Genomic DNA, 22,076 nt, shown 5'->3' with positions numbered 1-22,076 from the left:
TCGCATGGGCGCCGCGGCCCTGGCGCACCGACCCCCCTGCCCTGCTCAGATCTCGACCTGCGCGCCCAGCTCCACCAGGCGGTTGCCCGGAATGCGGAAGAAGTTGTTGGCCGGCGCCGCGTTGCGGTGCATGTACGCGAACAGCTTGTCGCGCCACACCGGCATGCCGACGTGGCGGCTGGCGACGATGGTCTCGCGGCTGACGAAGTACGTGGTGTCCATCGGATCGAAGTCCATGCCTTCGACGTCGCAGGAGCGCATCAGCGCCAGCGGCAGGTCGGGCGTCTCCATGAAGCCGAAGCGCGCGGTGACCCGGTAGAAGTCGTCGCCGATTTCCTTCACTTCCAGGCGCCGCTCGCGGGGCGCATGCGGCACCTTCAGCGTCTCCGCGGTCAGGAACACGTTGCGCTCGTGCAGCACCTTGTTGTGCTTGAGGTTGTGCATCAGTGCGTGCGGCACCACGCCCGGATCGCTCGTCAGGAAGATCGCCGTCCCCGGCACGCGCACGGGCGGCGCCAGCATCAGCCCGGGGATGAAGGTGTCCAGGCGGATGCCCTCCTTCTGCACCGCTGAACGCAGCAGCTCGCGGCCATGGCGCCACGTGCGCAGCATGGTGAACAGCACGGTGCCCAGCACCAGCGGGAACCAGGCGCCCTGCAGGACCTTGGCGCCGTTGGCGACCACGAACGCCAGGTCGATCACCACGAAGCCAAGGCAACACGCCAACACCCAGCGCCGCGCCTTCGGCCACAGCGCGCGGGCCACGATCGCCAGCAGCAGCGTGTCGATCAGCATCGTCATCGACACCGAGATGCCGTAGGCCGCGGCCAGCGCGGACGAGGTGCGGAAGCTCAGCACCAGGGCGATCACGATCACTGCCATCGACCAGTTGATCGCCGGGATGTAGATCTGGCCGATGGTCTCGCTGGAGGTGTGCTTGATGCGCATGCGCGGGATGTAGCCCAGCTGCATGGCCTGGCGCGCCACCGAGAATCCGCCGGTGATCACCGCCTGCGAAGCGATCACGGTGGCCGCGGTGGCCAGCACGATCATCGGCCAGCGGCCCCACTCTGGCACGCCGATGTAGAACGGGTTGCGGATCGCCTCCGGGTCCTGGAGCACCAGCGCGCCCTGGCCCAGGTAGTTGAGCATCAAGGCCGGCAGCACGAACCAGTACCAGCCGAAACGGATCGGCCGCGGGCCGAAGTGGCCCATGTCGGTGTAGATCGCCTCGCCGCCGGTCACCGCCAGCACCACCGCGCCGAGGATGAACACCCCGCCCCAGCTGTGCTCCATGAAGAACTTCGCCCCCCACCAGGGATTGATGGCGTGCAGTACTTCTGGTTCGCCGACGATGTTCAACACGCCCAGCGCGGCGAGCGCCAGGAACCACATGATGGTGATCGGGCCGAACACCCGGCCCACCTTGTCCGTGCCGAAGCGCTGGGTGGCGAACAGCCCCGCCAGCACCAGTACCGTGATCGGCACGATCCAGTCGTGCATGCCGGGCGCCACCACCTCCAGGCCCTCGACCGCCGACAGCACCGAGATCGCCGGGGTGATCACGCCGTCGCCAAAGAACAGCGAGGCACCGAACACCCCGAGCAGCCCGACCAGGTAAACCGATTTGGAGCCGGGCTTCAGGCTTCGCTGTGCCAGCGCCATCAGCGCCATGATCCCGCCTTCGCCCTCGTTGTCGGCGCGCATGATGATGGTGACGTACTTCAGCGTCACCACGACAGTCAGCGCCCAGAACACCAGCGACAGGATGCCGAGCACGGTGTCATGGTTGGCGACCAGGCCGTAGTGCGGCGAGAACGCCTCGCGCAGGGTGTACAGCGGACTGGTGCCGATGTCGCCGAACACCACGCCGACGGCGCCGACCACCAGCGCGGGAAGGCCGGTCCTGGGCTTGGCCTTGCCTGGCGCGCCGTGGGTCGCGGCGGCGCGCCGTGGAGTACCTGCGAACATTGGTTTCCGGGTGCCTGCGGTCAACGAAGCGCGGACTGTAGCGCCTTTCGGATGATGGTTTCCGCAGGATCGCCATCCACGTGCGCCTGGCGCGCCATGCGCTGCGCCTCGGCCGGCTTGTAGCCCAGCTGCTGCAGGGCCTCGGTCGCCTCCGACAGCGGGTCGGCCGGCGTGCCCGTCATCGGCATCGCCGTCGCGCCGCCCATGATCGCCTCGGCGCGGTCGCGCAGTTCCACCACGATGCGCTCGGCGGTCTTCTTGCCGATGCCAGGGATGCGCGTCAGCGCGGCCACGTCGCCGCCCGACACCAGGCGTGCGAACTCCTGGACGCTGGCGCCGGACAGGATCGCCAGCGCGATCTTCGCGCCGATGCCGGTGACCCGCTGCACGTCGCGGAACAGGCGCCGCTCCGCCTCGCTGGCAAAGCCGTACAGCGACACCGAGTCTTCCTTCTGCGCGTAGTGCGTGAACAGCGAGACTTCGGTCCCCAGCACCGGCAGGTCGTAGAACGTGCTCATCGGTGCTTCCAGCTCGTAGCCGACGCCGTTGACGTCGATCACCAGCCACGGCGGGGATTTGTGCGCGAGCTTGCCGCGCAGGCGTCCGATCATTTGCGGCTCCAGGCCAGGCGTTCGTCGATGCCCAGGCGCCGCGCGCTGGCGCTGACGTGGGCGTGGGTGATGGCGATGGCCAGGGCATCGGCGGCGTCGGCCTGCAGGCGGCCGGTGAGGCCGAGCATCGCGCCGACCATGTGCTGCACCTGGGCCTTGTCGGCCGCGCCCTTGCCGACCAGGGCCAGCTTGACCTGGCGCGCGCCGTACTCGTGCACCGGCAGGTCGTGCATGACCACCGCGCAGATCGCCGCGCCGCGCGCCTGGCCGAGCTTGAGCGCAGAGTCGGCGTTCTTCGCCATGAACACCTGCTCGATGGCGACCTCGTCCGGGCGGTGCTCCTCGACGATCGCGCGCAGGCCGTCCAGCAGGCGCCGGAGGCGCTGCGGCAGGTCGCCCTTGCACGCGGCCACGCCGGCCATCAGGTTGAGCGGCGCGTGGAACACGTGTTTCACGCGCCCGGTGGCATCGACGTCGATGATGCCGACGCCGGTACGCTGCGAGCCCGGGTCGATGCCGAGGATCCTGGTCACGTCGTGCTTCTTACGCGTACGCGTCGTCGCCGAGTTCGGCGTTGGAATACACGGCCTGGACGTCGTCGATGTCCTCCAGCCAGCGCAGCAGCTTGACCACCTGCTGCGCGGTGTCGCCTTCGACGGCAATGTCGTTGTCGGCGCGCATGGTGATTTCGGCATGGTCGGCGGGGAGCCCCACGGCAGCCATCGCGTCGCGCACAGCGCCGAAATCCTCGGGCGAGGTGACCACGTCGATCGCGCCATCCTCCGGGTACACCACCACGTCGTCGGCGCCGGCCTCGATGGCGGCGTTGGTCACCGCGTCCTCGCTGGCACCCGGCGCGTAACGCAGTACGCCCTGTTTGTGGAACATGAAGGCCACCGAGCCGTCGGTGCCCAGGTTGCCGCCGAACTTGCCGAACGCATGGCGCACGTCGGCCACGGTGCGCACCTTGTTCTCGGTCAGGCAGTCGACGATCACCGCCACGCCGCCGGGGGCGTAGCCCTCGTAGCGGATCTCTTCATAGTCCACGCCCTCGAGCTCGCCGGTCGCCTTCTTGATGGCGCGCTCGATCACGTCCTTGGTCATGTTCGCCGCGAGCGCCTTGTCCACGCCGCTGCGCAGGCGCGGATTGCTGCCGAGGTCTCCCCCGCCGGCGCGTGCGGCGACCGAGATCTCGCGGATCAGCTTGGTGAAGATCTTGCCGCGACGCGCGTCTTCGGCGTTCTTGCGGCCTTCGATGGAGGGGCCTCTGCCCATGCGTATTCCCGTCAACCCTGGTGGCGATAGGGGATGGTAACCGCTCCGGCAAATGCACTCCCGCAAGCGGACGGTCAGCGCGCGAAACGCCCGTCGCGCAGGAACCCGACCGCCAGGCGCGCGGCCTCGGCCGACACCAGCAGCCCGCTGTGCGAGGCGTCGATGACCACGTGGTCGGCCAGGCCCGGCAGGCGGGTCTCGGCGACCGCCACGGTGCCGTCGTGCGGCTCGTCGAAACGCGCCACCAGCGCACCCAGGCCGCGTGGCCGGGAGCCGGCGACCATGCCGACCTCCACGCCTTCCGGCAGGGCGACGCAGCCCTGCCGCAGCAGGGCCGCGCTGCGCCCCAGGTACAGCGCGGTCAGTGCCCGGCGCGACAGCACGCGGGCCGCGCCGCTGCCGCACAGCGGCGTGCCGAGGCAGACCACGCGCGCCACCGGCAGCGCGGGCTCGGCCTGCAGCGCCTGCAGGGCCATCAGCCCCCCGAGGCTGTGGCCGACCAGATGCGTCGGCTCGCCGCCGCGCAGCCGCGCGCGCAGCGCGTCGACTGCGGCATCGGTACTGCCGAAGATGCTCCGGTAGCCGATGATCCCGGTGGTGAAGCCCGCTGTCCGCAGGCGCGCCGCGAAGCGCCGCATCGCCAGCGGCGGCATCCACAGCCCGTGCAGCAGCAGTGCGCGGCGCGCGGCGGCCATGTCAGCCCGCGCCGGGTGCTGGGCGGCGCAGGATGAACTCCAGGTCCTGCACGCGCCCCACCGGGAACAGGTATTCGCCCACCGGCTTGTAACCGCGCCGCGCATAGAAGCGCTGCGCGCCGGCATTGCCCGACCACACGCCGATCCACAGCGTGCGCGGGCCATCGCGCTCCAGCCAGCCCATCGCCGTGTCGAACAGCCGGCCGCCCCAGCCGCCGCGCTGGTGCGACGCCATCAGGTACAGGCGCTTGAGTTCGCCATCGCCGGGGGCGACCTCCGGATGCGGCAGGCCGCAGGGGCCGACCGCGGCGTGGCCGACGGCTTCACCGTCGTCCTCCAGCAGCCAGACCGCGTAGTCGGGATGGGACAGGATCAGGTGTTGCTTTGCGACCGCGTAGGCGTCGGCGAGGAACGCCTCGAGATCTTCGGGCGGATACAGGTGGCCGAAGGTCTCGGTGAACGTGCGCGCCGCGAGCCGCGACAGGGTCGCGGCATCGTCGGGCGTCGCGCGACGGATGGTGACGGTCACGCAGCCGCTCCCAGGCGCGCCGCGATCAGGCCGCAGGCCTCGGCCGCACGGCCACGTGCACCTCGGCCAGCTGCGCGTCCGGGATCGGCGAAGGCGCGCCGGTCATCAGGCACTGCGCGCCGGTGGTCTTGGGGAACGCGATCACGTCGCGGATCGATTCGCTGCCGGCCATCAGCGCGGCGATACGGTCGATGCCGAAGGCGATGCCACCGTGCGGCGGCGCGCCGTACTTCAGTGCGTCCAGCAGGAAGCCGAACTTGGCCTCGGCCTCCTCGGCGCCGATGCCGAGCAGTTCGAACACCGCCGACTGCATGCCCGAGCGGTGGATTCGGATGGAACCACCGCCGATCTCGTTGCCGTTGAGCACCATGTCGTAGCCGCGGCTGGTCGCGCTGCGCGCATTGGCGCGCAGCGCGGCCTCGTCATCGACCGCGGGGGCGGTGAACGGGTGGTGCAGCGCCACGTAGCGCTGCGCCTCGTCGTCGAACTCGAACATCGGGAAGTCGGTGACCCACAGCGGCGCCCAGCCCGCGGCGACCAGGTTGAAATCCTTGCCTGCCTTGAGCCGCACCGCGCCCATGAAGTCGCTGACCGTGTTGTATGCACCCGCGCCGAAGAACACCAGGTCGCCATTGCCGGCGCCCACGTGCTGCAGCAACGCGGCGAACCCCGCTTCATCGAAGAACTTCGCCACAGGCGAGTTGACCGCGCCGTCGTCGGCGATCTTGGCGTAGGCCAGGCCCTTGGCGCCGTACTTGGCGGCGTGCGCCGCGTAGTCGTCGATCTGCTTGCGCGACACCGCCGCGCCGCCCGGAATGCGCAGCGCGCAGACGCGGCCGCCCTCGACACCGGCGAAATCGGTGAACACCTTGAACTGCGAGTCCTTCACCTGCGCGTCCACGTCCACCAGCTCCAGCGCGATGCGCAGGTCGGGCTTGTCGGAGCCGTAGCGGCGCATGGCCTCGGCCCAGGTCATGCGCGGGAATTCGCCCAGCTCCACGCCGATCACCTCACGGAACACGTCGCGCATCATCGCCTCGACCGTGTCCTGCACGATCGCCTCGTCCACCCAGGCGAACTCCATGTCGAGCTGGGTGAATTCCAGCTGGCGGTCGGCGCGCAGCGCCTCGTCACGGAAGCAGCGCGCGATCTGGTAGTAGCGGTCGAAGCCGGCCATCATCAGCAGCTGCTTGAACAGCTGCGGCGACTGCGGCAGCGCGTAGAACTCGCCGGCATGCATGCGCGCCGGCACCAGGAAATCGCGCGCGCCCTCGGGCGTGGCCTTGGTGAGGATCGGCGTCTCGATGTCCTGGAAATCGCGCGCGTCCAGCCAGCGGCGCAGCGCGGCCACAAGCTTCGAGCGCGTGCGCATCTTGCGCTGCATCTCCGGCGTGCGCAGGTCCAGGTAACGGTATTTGAGGCGGATGTCCTCGCCCGGGTTCTCGTGCGCATGGAACGGCAGCGGCTCGGCCTTGTTCAGCACCTCGATCGTGGTCGCGACCACTTCGAGCTCACCAGTGGCGATCTTGGCGTTGACGCTCTCGCGGCGGCGCACGGTGCCGGTGACGCGCAGGCAGTCCTCGTAGCCCACCTTGGCCGCGGTGGCGATGACCTCGGCGTTGCCCGCGGTGGCGGCGTCGGGCTCGGCCACCACCTGCACGATGCCTTCGTGGTCGCGCAAGTCGATGAAGCACAGGCCGCCGAGGTCGCGGGCCACATCGGCCCAGCCGCAGAGGGTGACGGTCTGGCCGACCAGGGAGGCGTCGATCAGGCCGCAGAAATGGGTACGCATGGAAACTCCGGACAGGCCCGCGCAAGCGCGCGGGAAGCCTGGCATTTTAGCGGGTTTGTCCGCGGGGTTTAGAATGACGCCATCGATACGCCGCACGCCCCACCCTCTCCCACCCATCCCCGGAGCATGATCGCCACCGTCCGCCCGCTGGCCGCCCTGCTCGTAGGCGTGGCCCTGTTGCTGGTGGGCAGCGGCCTGCTGGGGACCCTGCTGGCGGTGCGCGGGCGGATCGAAGGCTACGACGACCAGACCCTCGGGCTGGTGATGTCGGCCTACTTCGCCGGTTTCTTTCTCGGCACCTACGCCGCGCCCGGGCTGATCCAGCGGATCGGGCACATCCGCGCGTTCGCCTTCTATGCCGCACTGTGCGCGGCGACCGTGCTCCTGCACCCGATCCTCGTGTCGCCCTGGGCCTGGGCCCTGCTGCGGCTTGCGACCGGCGTGGCGCTGGTCGGCCTGTACACGGTGATCGAAAGCTGGCTCAACGTGCAGGCACCGCCGGAACAGCGCAGCCGGGTGTTCGCGATCTACATGGTGGTGAACCTGGTCGCGCTGGCGGCGGGGCAGTGGCTGATCGGGCTGTGGTCGGCAACGGGCTTCGTGCTGTTCAACGTGGTCGCGATCCTCGTCTGCCTGGCGGCGCTGCCGGTGACCGCCAGCCGGATGGTCCAGCCCGAATTGCCGCCGATGCCCCGGCTCGCCCTGAGGGCGCTGTTCCATGCGGCTCCGGCGGCGGCCCTGGGCGCGCTGCTCTCGGGCATGGCCGTGGGCAGTTTCTGGGGGCTGGGCGCGGTGTTCGCGAGCCGTCTCGGGCTGGGGCTGACCGGCGTGGCCCTGCTGGTCAGCGCCACCATCATCGGCGGCGCCGCACTGCAGTGGCCCATCGGGCGCCTGTCCGACGGCACCGACCGGCGCAGCGCACTGGTCGTTGTCTGCGTGCTGGCCGCGGCCATCGCACTCGGCATGATGCTGCCCCGCGGCCAGTCGGGGCTGCCCTTGTACGCCCTGTGGTTCACCTTCGGCGGCCTGGCGTTCGCGATCTATCCGATCTGCATGGCCCACCTGCTCGACCACCTGCCTCCGGAAGAAACCCTGTCGGCGGGAAGCAGCCTGCTGCTGCTCAACGGCGTCGGCTCGGCGTTCGGCCCGGCCCTGGCAGGCGTGGCCATGACCCGCTACGGGCCCCAGGCGCTGCCGGCGTTCTTCGCCACGACGCTGGTGCTGGCCGCGCTGGTGGCCGGCGGCCGGCGCCTGCTGCGTCCGCGCGAGAACGACACGCCATCGGTGTTCCACCTGATGCTGCGCACCACGCCGACCGCCTTCGAACTGCTGCCGGAAGTCGATCCGTCGGAATCCGCGGGCGACGACAGCCACGCGGACGTCAGGCGACGCGCAGCCCCCGCGTCATCCCGTCGCGGGCTTGGCGGCGGGCGCCGCAGCCTCCGGCTTCGCCGCGGGCGCCGCCGGTAGCGCGGGACCGTCGGCCTTGGCCGGCACCCCACCGCCTGTGCTGCCGCCATCGGCCTTGCCGGCACCCTCGCCGCCTTCGGCCAGGTTGCGCTTCTTGTCGCCGTCCTTCTTGAAGTCGGTCTCGTACCAGCCGCTGCCCGCAAGGCGGAACGAGGGCGCCGTCAGCTGCCGGCGCACCTCGCCCACCGCCCCGCACTCCGGGCAGGCATCGGGATCGGGATCGGAGAGCTTCTGCAGGCGGTCGAAATCGTGTTCGCACTGGGCGCAGCGGTAAGCGTAGATCGGCATGGCGGTGGCATTGGCTCGGAGACGTGGGCTGCGCGCATTCTGGGGCCGCGGGCGCGCAATTCAAGGCGGCATCGCCGCCGTGACGCCCCCCGACCCTGCGGCCCTCAGTCCGCCGTGCCCCACGGCGCGGGCGGCTCCGCCACCGGCGTGGCGAGGTCGAACTCGACCTGGAACATGCGCCCGCCCGGGCGCGAAAGCTCGTACAGGAAGCGCGAGCCCGGCTCCACTTCCATCGCCCAGGTGTTGGTGGTGGAGACATCTGCGCCGGTGCGGCCGAACAGCGCGATCGACTCCGCGTCCACCGGGAACTCCTGGCGGACGGCGGTGCCCGCGGTGGTGCTTTCGCCGCCGTACATGGTCTGCACGTCGGAGCTGCCGTCTTCGTGGCGATGGTCGTGCTTCAGGCGCAGGCCGGTGCCGGTTCGGGTGAGCACCCAGGTACGCGAATGGTCGTCGCCGACGTGGAACGGCACGCGCAGCTCGCGGGTCGGGTCGTCGCAGCCACGCACGTGCATCACCAGGGCCTTGCCTTCGAACGCATCAGGTTCCGGCGACGCCGGCTCGTTGACGACGATGCGCCCCGCGAACGCCTGGCCGCAGTGGCTGGCGAGGGCGGCGAGGAAGGCGTCGGCGGGTGCGGCATCGGTGGCGGTCGCAGCGGGCACCGGGGTGGATGTGTTGCCCGCGGCGACGTCGGCCGTCGCCTGCGGAGTGGACGGAGTGCAGGCGGCAACGGCCACCAGCGCGGCGGAAAGTGCGGAGAGTCGGATGATCGTCATGCCCTCACCGTACCGCCGCGCCCCACCCACGGCAAACGCCGCGGTGCGTCCTGACGGTCCTGCTCAGGCGGCTTCGTACAGGGCGAGCAGGGCGGCCTCGGCATCCGCCAGCCGGCCGGCCAGCAAGGCGCGGCGCTGCGCGGCGTCGGCAACACGGCCGGAAGCGTCGACACCGGCGTGGAAGCCGGGATCGGCCAGGCTTGCGTCGATCGCGGCGATGTCGGCCTCCAGCGACGCCACCTGCGCTTCGGCCTGCGCCAGCTTGTGCGGGTTGACCTTGGCCTTCGCAGGCGCGGGTGCGGTCGGCGGCGGCGGTGCCACGGTCGTTTCAGCGGCGGCACCGATGCCGGGCCGCACATCCTGCGGCCGCGAGCGCAGCCATGCCGCGTATTCGTCGAGGTCGCCGTCGAACGGCGTGACCACGCCTTCGGCCACGCGCCAGAAGGTGTCGCTGACCAGGCCGATCAGGTGGCGGTCATGCGAAACCAGCACGATCGCGCCGGGGAAGTCGCTCAGCGCCTCGGCCAGCGCCTCGCGCATCTCGAGGTCGAGGTGGTTGGTGGGTTCGTCGAGCAGCAGCACGTTGGGCTGGCGCCAGGCGATCAGCGACAGCGCCAGCCGCGCGCGCTCGCCGCCCGAGAAGCCGTCGATCGATTCGAACGCGCGGTCGCCGGGGAAGCTCCACTTGCCGAGGAAGTTGCGGAAATCCTGGATGGACGCTTCCGGCGAGATCTCGCGAAGGTGGTCGATCGGCGAGGTGCCGGCGACCAGCGCCTCCACCGTGTGCTGGGCGAAGTAGCCGATGCGCAGGTCCGGGTGTGCGTAGCGCTCGCCGGTGAGCAGCGGCAGCTCGCCGACCAGGGTCTTGACCAGCGTCGACTTGCCGGCGCCGTTCGGGCCGAGCAGGCCGATGCGGTCGCCGGCCTCGAGGCCGAAGTTGGCGTCGTGGAGGATGGTCGCGGTGTCGTAGCCGCAATCGGCGTGGTTCAACCGCAACAAGGCGTGCGGCAGCTTCAGCGGCGCCGGAAAGTCGATGCGCACCTCGCGCTCGGCGCGCACCGCCTCGGTGTTGGCCATCTTGGCCAGGCGCTTGACCCGCGACTGCGCCTGCTTGGCCTTGGCGGCGCTGGCGCTGAAACGGTCGATGAAGCTCTGCAGGTGGGCGCGCTCGGCCTGGGCCTTTTCGTGGGTGATCTGCTGCAGGCGCAGCTGTTCGGAGCGCTGGCGTTCGAAGGCGGTGTAGTTGCCGGTGTACAGCTTGGCCTTGCCGCCGTGCAGGTGCAGGGTGTGGGTGTTGACGTTGTCGAGGAACTCGCGGTCATGCGAGATCAGCAGCAGCGTGCCGGGGTACTTCAGCAGCCACTGCTCCAGCCACAGCACGGCGTCGAGGTCGAGGTGGTTGGTGGGCTCGTCGAGCAGCAGCACGTCGGACGGCGTCATCAGCGCGCGCGCCAGGTTCAGGCGCACGCGCCAGCCGCCGGAGAACGTGGCCACCGGGCGCTGCTGGGTCTCGGCCGGAAACCCCAGCCCGTGCAGCAGCTTGGCCGCGCGTGCGGCGCCGTCGTAGCCGCCCACTTCTTCCAGGCGGTGGTGGGCCATGGCCACCGCTTCCCAGTCCTCGTTGGCGAAGGCATTGGCCTCGGCCTGCAGGGCATCGTGCACCGCGGCGTCGCCGGCGAGCACGAAGTCGACCGCCGGATCCGGCAGCGAAGGCATTTCCTGGGCGATGCTGGCGATGCGCAGGCGCGACGGCAGGTCAAGGTCGCCACGGTCGGGTTCGACTTCGCCGCGCACGGCGGCGAACAGCGAGGATTTGCCGGTGCCGTTGCGGCCCACCACGCCCACCCGCCAGCCGGCATGCAGGGACAGGTCGAGGTCGGACAACAGCAGGCGTTCGCCGCGGCGGAGGGCGAAATTGCGGAATGAAATCATCCGCCATTGTAGCGGCCCGCGCCGCTGCAGCCGCGATGCGGTAGTGTCTGCAGCCGGGAAATTGACGGCGCAGGGCGGTGATGGCGATCTCGATCAATCTCGAAACGGCCGCCTGGGTGCACGCGCGGGTGGTGGCGCAGGCGCCGTTCAGCGAGATCCACGCGGCACTCGGCCTCCGCGGCTACGACGAATTCCAGATCCGGCGCATCTACGATGCCGCGCTGCGCGACCCGGACGGGTTCAAAGCGGGATTCTCGCGGCTCAGCCCGAACCAGCCGAAGGTCGCGCACACCCTGCCCAAGGCCGCCGACGCCCGCGCCCAGCGCGCGCAGGCTCTGGCGGAGGTGGGGGCCGGTGCACGCGCGGGCGGCGGCTTTTCGCCGGTGGCGCCGATCGCGCTCGCCGCCGGCCACGCGATCCGCTGCGAGCACGGCGACGTGCGCGTGGCCTTCCACAACGTGCGCCCCTACGTGGTGCTGTTCAACAACGTGCTTACCCACGCCGAATGCGACCAGCTCATCGCCGAGGCCACGCCGACGCTGGAGCGCGCCAAGGTAGTCGACTCCGACCGCGGCGGCGCCAAGGTCGACGACCGCCGCACCAGCGAACTGACCATGCTCCTGCGCGGCACCACGCCGCTGCTGGCGAAGGTCGACGCGCGCATCACCCGCATCACCGGCGTGCCGGTGGCGCAGGGCGAGGACCTGCAAGTGATGCGCTACGGCGTGGGTGCCGAGTACACGCCCCACTTCGACTATTTCGACCTCGAGCGCCCCGGTCAGGCCCTGCACCTTGCCAACGGCGGACAGCGCATCGCCAGCCTGGTGATCTACCTCAACGACGTGGAGGCCGGTGGCGAGACCGTGTTCCCGGACGTCGGCCTGTCGGTGGCGCCAGCCAAGGGCAGCGCGGTCTATTTCGCCTATACCGATGCGCAGTCGCGCTGCGACCCGCTCTCGTTCCATGCCGGCGCACCGGTGCTGCGCGGCGAGAAATGGATCGCCACGCGCTGGATGCGCGAGCGCGAGTTCACCTGAGCCGGTGTGGGGGCTGCCCGGCAAGTGCCTGCATCGTTCCACGCCTGGAATGCCCAGGTGACGGATTCGTGAGCATTGACGCGGTCGTTCAGCGGATGTTAAAGCGGAGTTGCAGCTGAACACGCGTGCCCGCCGCCCATCGCCACGAGGTCGCCCGTCATGACGCCACACCCGCTCGCTGTCGCACTGATCGCCACCCTGGCCGCCACGGCCCTCCCCGCACACGCCCAGACCGCCACGCCGGCCGAGCGCAAGGCCACCAGCCTCGACACGGTGATCGTCACCGGCACGCGGGCCAGCGACCGCACCGCGGCCGAATCCACGGCACCCATCGACCTCATCACACCCGAGGCGCTGCAGTCGTCGGGCACCACCGAACTCGCCACCGCGTTGTCACGGCTGCTGCCGTCGCTCAACTTCCCGCGGCCCGCGGTCTCCGACGGCACCGATGCCGTGCGCCCTGCGCAGCTGCGTGGACTCTCCCCGGACCACACCCTGGTGCTGGTCAACGGCAAGCGCTACCACACCGGCGCACTGGTCAACGTCAACGGAACCCAGGGCCGCAGCTCGTCGCCGGTCGACCTCAACACCATCCCGATCGCCGCGATCGCGCGCGTGGAAGTGCTGCGTGACGGCGCCTCGGCGCAGTACGGCTCCGACGCCATCGCCGGCGTCATCAACATCGTGCTCAAGGGCAGCCCCGATGGCGGCAGCGTCAGCCTGCGCCACGGCCAGACCAGTGCGGGCGATGGCGCGCAGACCAACCTGCTGGCCGATGCCGGTTTCCCGCTGGGGGCGGAAGGCGGCTTCGTGCATCTGGCCGTCCAGGCCGACCGCCAGGACCAGACCGATCGCGCACGTCCCTTCCTTGGCCCCGCAACGCCGACCTCCGCGCCGCTTGGCCGCGTGGTGCAGCGGCAGGGCGATCCCGAGGTCGACAGCTATTCGGGCAGCTACAACGCCGAACTCGCCGCCAGCGACAGCCTGACGCTCTATTCCCATGGCCTGCATACCAAGCGCGACATTTTGTCCAACGGCTTCTTCCGGCCGGCGGGCGATTCGCGCAACATCCCGTCGATCTACCCCGACGGCTTCCTGCCGCAGATCAACAACAATTCGACCGACTACAGTTTCGTCGGCGGACTGCGCAAGCTGTTCAGCGGCGGCACCGCGCTCGACGCCAGCTACACCTACGGCTCCAACGAGCTGACGTTCGACATCAAGAACACGCTCAACCGCAGCCTCGGGCCGACGTCGCCCACCCGTTTCTACGCCGGTGCGCTGGAGGTCAGGCAGCACATCCTGAACCTCGACATGAGCACGCCGCTCGACCTTGGACTGTCGTCGCCCCTGGTCCTGGCGTACGGCGCGGAGTACCGCGAAGACGAGTTCGAGCAATCGCCGGGCGAGCCGGATTCGTACGCGCTGGGCCCGTTCGCGAACATCCCGGGCTCGCAGGTGTTCGCCGGCTTCAAGCCCAGCGACGGCGGGCAGTTCAAGCGCGACAACATCTCGCTCTACGTGTCGCTGGAAGGCGACGTGACGGACAAGCTGTCGGCGGGTATCGCGGCACGCTACGAGGATTACAGCGACTTCGGCGACACCTCCACCGGCAAGCTGACCGCGCGCTACGACTTCACGCCGACGGTGGCCCTGCGCGGCACGCTGTCGACCGGCTTCCACGCGCCATCGCTGCAGCAGCAGTACTTCCAGTCGACGGCCACCAACTTCATCGTGCTGCCACCACCGCAGGGCAACACCCCGTTCGACATCGTCACCTTCCGCGTCACCAACCCGGCCGGCATCGCGCTGGGCGCGGAGCCGCTGCGGGCGGAAGAGTCCACCAACTTCAGCCTCGGACTGGTGCTGCAGCCGATCGACCGCCTGTACATCACCATCGATGCCTACCGGATCAAGCTCGAGGACCGCATCACCCTGTCGGAGAACCTGACGAGTGCCGCGGTGCGCAACTACCTCAATGCCAACGGCTTCCCGGGCGTCGGCGGCGGGCGCTACTTCACCAACGCCATCGATACCACCACCGACGGCATCGACGTGATCGGCACCTACGGCTGGCAGCTCGGCAACGGCAACCTGGACCTGACGGTCGGCTACAACCACAACAAGACCAGCATCGACCGCATCGCGCCCAATCCGGCGTCGCTCAATGCCATCGACCCCACCGCGCTGCGTTTCGGCAGGGTCGAGATCGGCCGCTTCGAGGTCGGCGCGCCACGTGACAAGTTCCTGCTCGGCGGCGAGTGGAGCTCGGACCTCTGGAACTTTTCCGCCAACGCGGTGCGTTATGGTGAGATCACCGTGCGCAACGCCAACCCGGCCCAGGACCAGACCTTCGACCCCAAGTGGACGCTCGCGCTGGCCGCGACGCTCAAGCTGGACCGGTGGAGCTTCACCCTGGGCGGCGACAACGTGCTGAACGAGTATCCGGACGAGAACGTGTTCGCCAACTCCACCGGCGGCCAGTTCCCGTATGCCAGTTCCGCGGCGCCCTTCGGGTTCAACGGTGCCTTCGTGTACGGCAAGATCGGCTACCAGTGGTGAGAATGCCGCGCAGCTGACGGCCGCGGCTGGCAAGGACGAAGCCGCGGCCCCCGGGGCGTCCACTATGCTGTCGTGACTCCAGTGGATCTCCCGATGCCCCACCACACCGAACTCATCGCCATCCTCACCATGGGGTTCGTGCTGGCGTACGTGCTCGGACTGGCGGCGCATCGCCTGCGGCTGTCGCCGCTGGTGGGCTACCTGGTCGCCGGCATCATCGCCGGGCCGTTCACGCCCGGCTTCGTCGGCGACCAGTCGCTCGCCCCGCAGCTCGCCGAGATCGGCGTGATCCTGCTGATGTTCGGCGTCGGCCTGCATTTCTCGCTGAAGGACCTGATGGCGGTGAAGGCCATCGCCATCCCGGGCGCGGTGGTGCAGATCACGGTCGCCACCCTGCTGGGCTGGGGGCTTGCGACCATGCTGGGCTGGCCCACCCTGCACGGCGTGGTGTTCGGCTTCGCGCTGGCCACGGCCAGCACGGTGGTGCTGCTGCGCGCCATGGAACAGCGCCGCCTGCTGGAGAGCCAGCGCGGCCGGATCGCCGTGGGCTGGCTGATCGTGGAGGACCTGGCCTGCGTGCTGGCGCTGGTGCTGATGCCGGTGCTGGCGAAGTTGATGGCCAGCGCCGGCGACGACCCCATCAGCCTCGGCGCGGTGGTGTTGGCGATCGGCAAGACCCTGCTCCAGGTGGGCCTGTTCGTGGCGGTGATGCTGCTGGTCGGGCGGCGGGTGATCCCGTGGATGCTCGAGCGCACCGCCGGCACCGGATCGCGCGAGCTGTTCACGCTCGCGGTGCTGTCGATCGCGCTCGGCATCGCGCTGGGCTCTGCGGAACTGTTCGGAGTGTCGTTCGCGCTCGGCGCGTTTTTCGCCGGCATGCTGCTCAACGAATCCGAGCTCAGCCAGAAGGCCGCGCAGGATTCACTGCCGATGCGCGATGCGTTCGCCGTGCTGTTCTTCGTGTCGGTGGGCATGCTGTTCGACCCCGCGATCCTGGTCGAGCAGCCGCAGCTGGTGCTGGCCACCACGCTCATCGTCATGTTCGGCAAGTCCGCCGCGGCCTACCTGATCGTGCGCGCGTTCGGGCGGCCCAAGGCCACCGCGCTGACCATTTCCGCCAGCCTGGCGCAGATCGGCGAGTTCGCCTTCATCATCGCCGCGCTCGGCGTGACGCTGGGCATCCTGCCCGAGCAGGGCCAGGACCTGGTGCTGGCCGCGGCGCTGCTGTCGATCATGCTCAACCCGCTCGTGTTCGGCCTGGTCGACCGCTGGCAGGCGCGCCAGGACGCGAACCAGGCCGCCGAAAGCGCGAGCCACGCCGCGCGCGTGTCGGCGGAAGACGCCGCCAGCCACCACCTGCCCGAATCGGTCAACGACCACACCATCGTCGTCGGCTACGGCCGCGTGGGCCGCCAGCTCGCCACGCTGCTGCACCAGCGCGGCGTGCCGGTGGTGGTGATCGAGGACGATGCCGACCTGGTCGCACTGGCACGCGAGGCCGGCGTGCACGCGGTGCGCGGCAATGCCGCCTCCGAACCGGTGATGCTGGAAGCCGCACCCGGGCGCGCCAAGCTCGCCGTATTCGCCATTCCCAACGCGCTTGAAGCCGGCGAGACCATCGCCCGGCTCAAGGCACTCAGCCCGGCCATCACCGTGCTCGCGCGCGCGCACAGCGACGCCGAGGTGAAGCACCTGCTGGACCATGGCGCCGATGGCGCGGTGCTCGCCGAGCGCGAACTGGCCTACTCGCTTGCGGAGATGGTGATGTCCACGCCGCCGTACAGGCCGGTACGCGTCGACACCTGAGGCCCGGCGCGCCGCCCAACCGGGCGGGCCGGGCCGGCGATGTCAGTCCTTCGCGAACACCAGGTGCCCGCCCTCGGCATCCACGCGCACCGTGTCGCCGCCGGCGAAGCCGCCGGAGAGGATCCGCGTCGCCAGCGGGTTCTCCAGCTGCTGCTGGATCGCGCGCTTCAGCGGTCGCGCGCCGTAGACCGGATCGAAGCCCACGTTGGCCAGCAGGTCGAAGGCCTTGTCGCTCACCTCGATGCGCATGCCGCGCTCTGCCAGCCGCTTCTCCAGCCCGCGCATCTGGATGCGCGCGATCTCCTTGATCTGCACCTTGTCGAGGGCGTGGAACACCACGATGTCGTCGAGCCGGTTGATGAACTCCGGCCGGAAGTGCGCCTGCACCACCGCCATCACGCCCGCCTTCATCTGCGTGTAGGCCTCGGCCGAATCGTCGCCGCCGAGTTCCTGGATCTGGTGCGAGCCGAGGTTGGAGGTCATCACGATCACCGCGTTGCGGAAATCCACCGTGCGCCCCTGGCCGTCGGTCAGGCGGCCGTCGTCGAGCACCTGCAGCAGGATGTTGAACACGTCCGGATGCGCCTTCTCCACCTCGTCGAGCAGGATCACGCTGTACGGCCGGCGGCGCACGGCTTCGGTCAGGTAACCGCCCTCCTCGTAGCCGACATAGCCCGGGGGCGCGCCGATCAGCCGGGCCACCGAATGCTTCTCCATGAACTCGCTCATGTCGATGCGCACCATGGCGTCGCTGGAGTCGAACAGGAATTCCGCCAGTGCCTTGCACAGCTCGGTCTTGCCGACGCCGGTGGGGCCGAGGAACAGGAACGATCCGGTCGGCCGGCCGGGATCCGACAGACCCGCGCGCGACCGGCGGATGGAATCCGACACCACCTTGATCGCTTCGTGCTGGCCGACCACGCGCGTATGCAGCTGCGATTCCATCGCCAGCAGTTTCTCGCGCTCGCCTTCCAGCATCTTGCTCACCGGGATGCCGGTCCAGCGCGCGACCACCTGCGCGATCTCCTCCGCGGTGACCTTGTCCTGCAGCAGGGTGAAGCCCTGCGTCTCCACTTCCTGCGCCGCCTTGAGCTGCTTCTCGAGTTCGGGCAGCTGGCCGTACTGGATCTCGCTCATGCGCGCGTAGTCCTGCCTGCGCTGCGCCGCCTCCAGGTCCAGGCGCGCCTGCTCGATCTGCTCCTTGACCCTGGTCGCGCCCTGCAGCATTGCCTTCTCGGCCTTCCACACTTCCTCGAGGTCGTTGTACTCGCGCTCGAGCGTGCCGATTTCGGCTTCCAGGTCCGCCAGGCGCTTCTTCGATTCGGCGTCCTTCTCCTTCTTCAACGCCTCGCGCTGGATCTTGAGCTGGATCAGCCGGCGTTCCTTGCGGTCGAGTTCCTCGGGCTTGGAGTCGATCTCCATGCGGATCCGGCTCGCCGCCTCGTCCATCAGGTCGATCGCCTTGTCGGGCAGCTGGCGGTCGGCGATGTAGCGGTGCGACAGCGTGGCCGCGGCGACGATGGCCGGGTCGGTGATCTCGACGCCGTGGTGCACGGCGTAGCGCTCCTTCAGCCCGCGCAGGATGGCGATGGTGTCCTCGACGCTGGGTTCGCCGACGAACACCTTCTGGAAGCGGCGCTCCAGCGCGGCATCCTTCTCCACGTACTTGCGGTATTCGTCGAGCGTGGTCGCGCCGATGCAGTGCAGCTCGCCGCGCGCGAGCGCGGGCTTGAGCATGTTGCCTGCATCCATCGAGCCCTCGGCCTTGCCGGCGCCGACCATGGTGTGCAATTCGTCGATGAACAGGATGACGTTGCCTTCCTGCTTGGCGAGGTCGTTGAGCACGGCCTTCAGCCGCTCCTCGAACTCGCCGCGGAACTTGGCGCCGGCGATCAGCGCGCCCATGTCCAGCGACAGCACGCGGCGGCCGCGCAGGCCCTCGGGCACCTCGTTGTTGATGATGCGCTGCGCCAGGCCTTCGACGATCGCGGTCTTGCCGACGCCCGGCTCGCCGATCAGCACCGGGTTGTTCTTGGTGCGCCGCTGCAGCACCTGGATGGTGCGGCGGATCTCCTCGTCGCGGCCGATCACCGGGTCGAGCTTGCCGCGCTCGGCGCGCTCGGTGAGGTCGACGGTGTACTTCTCCAGGGCCTGCCGCGCTTCCTCCGCACTGGCGTCGGAGACCGTCTCGCCACCGCGCATCGCGTCGATCGCGGCTTCCAGGCGCGCCTTGTCGGCGCCTGCGGCCTTCAGCGCGCGCCCGGTGTCGCCGCGGTCGTCGAGCGCGGCGAGCACGAACAGCTCGGAGGCGATGAAGCCGTCGCCGCGCTGCTGCGCGAGCTTGTCGGTGACGTTGAGCAGGCGCGCGAGATCGTTGCCGATCGACACCGCGCCGTCCTGGCCGGACACGGCGGGCAGCTTGCCCAGCGCCTCGGCCAGCGCCTCACGCAGCACCGGCACGTTCACGCCGGCCTGCGCCAGCAGCGGACGGGTGCCGCCGCCCTGCTGGTCGATGAGCGCCAGCAGCAGGTGCGCGGGTTCGATCAGGTTGTGGTCGCGGCCCACGGCCAGCGACTGCGCGTCCGCCAGCGCTTGCTGGAAACGCGAGGTGAGCTTGTCTTGACGCATGGCGTCGGTCTCCATCAGGTGTGGCCGGCCCTGGCCGGCAATGTAGATGCACATGCGGTCGGCGCGCCCGGAAACAAGCGCCGATGCGACGTCGCCAGCGTCCGTGCCCCCGCCTTACACCCCCTCCTAACGGCCGGATGGCCACACTGCCGGACATGCTTCAGCCACGTTCCTTCGGCAGGCCGCAGCCCCCGCCGCCTGCCGACAACTGGGCCCTGTTCCTCGATGTGGACGGTTGCCTGCTCGAAATCGCCGAAACGCCGGACGCCGTCCGTGTCCCGCCATCGCTCCGCCCAGGCCTTGCGGCGCTGGCCGCGCAACTGGACGGCGCCCTCGCGCTGGTCAGTGGCCGCAGCCTGGCGGCGGTGGATGCGCTCCTCGACCTGCCGCAATTGCCCGCCGCCGGGCTGCACGGCCTGGAGCGTCGCCACGCTGGCGGACGTGGCCACGGGCCGCCGTCCGCACCGGCTGCACTGGCTTCAGTGACAACGGCGGCCGAAGCACTGGTAGCGCGCCATCCGGGCACCCTGGTGGAATACAAGGGCCCGGCGCTGGCGCTGCACTGGCGCGCCGCCCCTGCGTCAGGCCCGGCGCTCGCCGCATTCGCCACGGCGGTGCTGCCGCGGCTCCCCGGCTATCGCCTGCAGCACGGCAGCCAGGTCGTGGAGATCCGCCCCGCCGCCCACGGCCAGCACCGCGCCGACAAGGGCGCGTCGATCATCGACTTCATGGACGAACCGCCGTTCACCGGACGGGTGCCCGTGTTCGCCGGCGACGACCTCACCGATGAAGCGGGATTTGCCGCGGTCAATGCGCGCGGCGGCATCAGCGTGCTGGTTGGACGGCCACGCGACTCCGCCGCACATTTCGCCCTGCCCGGCCCGGCTGAGGTGCTGGCATGGCTGGGGATGGCGGCTTGAACAGCAGGCAGGCAAGCCTGGACCTGGGCCTGGTTGGCAACGGCGGCTCGGCCGCGCTGATCGATGCGCATGCGCGCGTGGTCTGGGGCTGCGTGCCGGCGATCGATGGCGATCCCACGTTCTGCGCACTGCTGTCGCCGAAGATCGGCGGCGGCGATTTCGCCATCGAGCTCGAGGACATGGTGAGCGCCGAGCAGCACTACGTGCAGAACACCGCCGTGCTGCGCACCGTGCTGCGCGACCGCCACGGCGGCGCGGTGGAGATCACCGATTTCGCCCCGCGCTGGCGCCAGCACGGGCGCTTCTACCGGCCGGTGATGCTGGTACGCAGGCTGCGTCCGCTGGCCGGCAAACCGCGCGTGCGCATCGTGCTGCGGCCGCTCGGCGACTACGGCGCCACCGTCCCCGACACCACCTGGGGCAGCAATCACGTGCGTTACCTGGTGCCGGGCTTCACGCTGCGCCTGACCAGCGACGTGCCGGTGCGCATGGTGCGCGAGTCGCTGCCGTTCGTGCTCGACGGCGAACGCAACCTGGTGCTCGGCCCCGATGAAACGCTGACCGAGCCGGTCGACGATTTCGCCCGCCAGGCCGAGGAGCGCACCATCCATTACTGGCGCGAGTGGGTGCGCTACCTGTCGATCCCGCTGGAATGGCAGGACGCGGTGATCCGCAGCGCGATCACGCTCAAGCTGTGCCAGTACGAGGAAACCGGCGCCATCGTGGCCGCGCTCACCACGTCCATCCCCGAAGCCCCGGACACGGTGCGCAACTGGGACTACCGCTACTGCTGGCTGCGCGACTCGGCGTTCGTGGTGCGTGCGCTGAACCGCCTGGGCGCCACGCGCACCATGGAGGGCTACCTCTCGTACGTGTTCAATCTCGCCACCGGCGACGACGACCTGCAGCCGCTCTACGGCGTGGGCTTCGAGTCCGAGCTCACCGAGGAGGAGGTGCCGGCGCTCGCCGGCTACCGCGGCATGGGCCCGGTGCGGCGCGGCAACCTGGCGTGGAAGCAGGTGCAGCACGACGTCTACGGCAGCGTGGTGCTGGCGTCCACGCAGCTGTTCTTCGACCAGCGCCTCGACCATCCGGGCGACGAGGATGCCTTCCACCGCCTCGAGGCCCTCGGTGAGCGCGCGCATGCGATGTACGACCAGCCCGATGCCGGCATCTGGGAATTCCGCGGCCGCGCCGAGGTGCACACCTATTCGAGCGTGATGTGCTGGGCGGCGTGCGACCGGCTGGCGCGCATCGCCGCGCATATCGGCCTGGTGCCACGCGCGGAGTACTGGCGCACGCGTGCGGACACCATGCACGCCGCGATCATCGAGCGCGCCTGGGATGCCGAGCTCGGTCACTTCGTCGAATCCGCGGAAGGCCGGCGCCTGGACGCCAGCCTGCTGCTGCTTGCCGAACTCGGCTTCGTCGCCGCCGACGATCCGCGCTTCGTCGCCACGGTGGATGCCATCGGCGTGCACCTGCGCCGCGGCGACGGCCTGTACCGCTACATCGCGCCGGATGATTTCGGGCACCCGGAAACCAGCTTCACGATCTGCAGCTTCTGGTACATCGAGGCGCTGGCCGCGATCGGCCGCACCGACGAGGCGCGCCGCCAGTTCGAGCAGCTGCTGGCGCGGCGCAACCCGCTGGGCCTGCTGTCGGAGGACATGGCGTTCGAGGACGGCGAGGCCTGGGGCAATTTCCCGCAGACGTATTCGCACGTGGGCGTGGTGATGGCGGCGATGTGCCTGTCGAAGCCCTGGTCCTCGGCGGTCTGA

General features: G+C 69.8%; 16 protein-coding genes and 1 pseudogene. 6 read left to right on the top strand and 11 right to left on the bottom strand.

Annotation, left to right across the window (positions count from 1 at the left end; translation table 11 throughout):
* Positions 1–45 precede the first annotated feature (45 nt).
* The 7 genes from H5368_RS12270 to aspS form a co-directional block, all read right to left on the bottom strand.
* Entirely contained in the window at positions 46–1,971 is a 1,926-nt protein-coding gene (locus tag H5368_RS12270) for a potassium transporter Kup (RefSeq protein WP_182825003.1), read from the bottom strand.
* A 20-nt stretch (positions 1,972–1,991) separates the two neighbouring features.
* Entirely contained in the window at positions 1,992–2,582 is a 591-nt protein-coding gene (gene ruvA / locus H5368_RS12265; protein WP_182825001.1) for a Holliday junction branch migration protein RuvA, read from the bottom strand.
* Positions 2,579–3,115 carry a crossover junction endodeoxyribonuclease RuvC gene (ruvC, locus tag H5368_RS12260; RefSeq protein WP_182824999.1) on the bottom strand — a complete coding sequence of 179 codons (537 nt, stop codon included), beginning with the start codon at positions 3,113–3,115 and terminating at the stop codon, positions 2,579–2,581. Before ruvC ends, ruvA begins: the two co-directional genes overlap by 4 nt.
* Before the next feature lie 10 nt (positions 3,116–3,125).
* Positions 3,126–3,857 (bottom strand): YebC/PmpR family DNA-binding transcriptional regulator, encoded by a 732-nt coding sequence (locus H5368_RS12255; protein WP_182824997.1) that lies wholly within the window; start codon positions 3,855–3,857, stop codon positions 3,126–3,128.
* Between the two features lie 74 nt (positions 3,858–3,931).
* Positions 3,932–4,552, bottom strand: coding sequence for an alpha/beta fold hydrolase (locus H5368_RS12250; protein WP_182824995.1), 621 nt, complete (start codon positions 4,550–4,552; stop codon positions 3,932–3,934).
* A gap of 1 nt (position 4,553) precedes the next feature.
* Positions 4,554–5,081, bottom strand: a complete 528-nt coding sequence (locus H5368_RS12245; protein WP_182824993.1) for a GNAT family N-acetyltransferase — start codon at positions 5,079–5,081, stop codon at positions 4,554–4,556.
* Between the two features lie 25 nt (positions 5,082–5,106).
* Entirely contained in the window at positions 5,107–6,873 is a 1,767-nt protein-coding gene (aspS, locus tag H5368_RS12240; RefSeq protein ID WP_182824991.1) for an aspartate--tRNA ligase, read from the bottom strand.
* Between the two features lie 126 nt (positions 6,874–6,999).
* Here aspS and H5368_RS12235 point away from each other — a divergent pair.
* Positions 7,000–8,229 (top strand): annotated as a pseudogene (locus H5368_RS12235) (MFS transporter); the annotation flags it as partial.
* 48 nt (positions 8,230–8,277) lie between these two features.
* On the opposite strand, the gene H5368_RS12230 reads toward H5368_RS12235, so the two are convergent.
* From H5368_RS12230 to H5368_RS12220, 3 genes are all read right to left on the bottom strand, one after another.
* Positions 8,278–8,631: a zinc ribbon domain-containing protein gene (locus H5368_RS12230; RefSeq protein WP_182824987.1), complete on the bottom strand. Its 354-nt coding sequence runs from the start codon at positions 8,629–8,631 to the stop codon at positions 8,278–8,280.
* Between the two features lie 104 nt (positions 8,632–8,735).
* Entirely contained in the window at positions 8,736–9,410 is a 675-nt protein-coding gene (locus tag H5368_RS12225; protein ID WP_182824985.1) for a hypothetical protein, read from the bottom strand.
* Between the two features lie 63 nt (positions 9,411–9,473).
* Positions 9,474–11,342: an ABC-F family ATP-binding cassette domain-containing protein gene (locus H5368_RS12220; protein ID WP_182824983.1), complete on the bottom strand. Its 1,869-nt coding sequence runs from the start codon at positions 11,340–11,342 to the stop codon at positions 9,474–9,476.
* 80 nt (positions 11,343–11,422) lie between these two features.
* Between H5368_RS12220 and H5368_RS12215 the strand changes: the two genes are divergently transcribed.
* From H5368_RS12215 to ybaL, 3 genes are all read left to right on the top strand, one after another.
* The gene (locus tag H5368_RS12215) at positions 11,423–12,379 is read left to right on the top strand and encodes a 2OG-Fe(II) oxygenase (RefSeq protein WP_182824981.1); all 957 of its coding nucleotides are present in this window, start codon (positions 11,423–11,425) and stop codon (positions 12,377–12,379) included.
* Positions 12,380–12,538: 159 nt separating this feature from the next.
* Positions 12,539–14,941: a TonB-dependent receptor gene (locus H5368_RS12210; protein WP_182824979.1), complete on the top strand. Its 2,403-nt coding sequence runs from the start codon at positions 12,539–12,541 to the stop codon at positions 14,939–14,941.
* A gap of 93 nt (positions 14,942–15,034) precedes the next feature.
* Positions 15,035–16,747, top strand: a complete 1,713-nt coding sequence (gene ybaL / locus H5368_RS12205) for a YbaL family putative K(+) efflux transporter (protein WP_182824977.1) — start codon at positions 15,035–15,037, stop codon at positions 16,745–16,747.
* 42 nt (positions 16,748–16,789) lie between these two features.
* Here ybaL and clpB read toward each other — a convergent pair whose 3' ends face one another.
* Entirely contained in the window at positions 16,790–19,375 is a 2,586-nt protein-coding gene (gene clpB / locus H5368_RS12200; RefSeq protein WP_182825307.1) for an ATP-dependent chaperone ClpB, read from the bottom strand.
* A 155-nt stretch (positions 19,376–19,530) separates the two neighbouring features.
* On the opposite strand from clpB, the gene otsB reads away from it, so the two are divergent.
* Both otsB and H5368_RS12190 read left to right on the top strand, forming a co-directional pair.
* Positions 19,531–20,295: a trehalose-phosphatase gene (otsB, locus tag H5368_RS12195; RefSeq protein ID WP_182824975.1), complete on the top strand. Its 765-nt coding sequence runs from the start codon at positions 19,531–19,533 to the stop codon at positions 20,293–20,295.
* The gene (locus tag H5368_RS12190; protein ID WP_255486520.1) at positions 20,292–22,076 is read left to right on the top strand and encodes a glycoside hydrolase family 15 protein; all 1,785 of its coding nucleotides are present in this window, start codon (positions 20,292–20,294) and stop codon (positions 22,074–22,076) included. Before otsB ends, H5368_RS12190 begins: the two co-directional genes overlap by 4 nt.

Origin of the sequence: Luteimonas sp. MC1782, assembly GCF_014164605.1 — a bacterium.
Taxonomy (GTDB): Bacteria; Pseudomonadota; Gammaproteobacteria; order Xanthomonadales; family Xanthomonadaceae; genus Luteimonas.
This window is presented reverse-complemented; position numbering and strand designations above follow the sequence as displayed.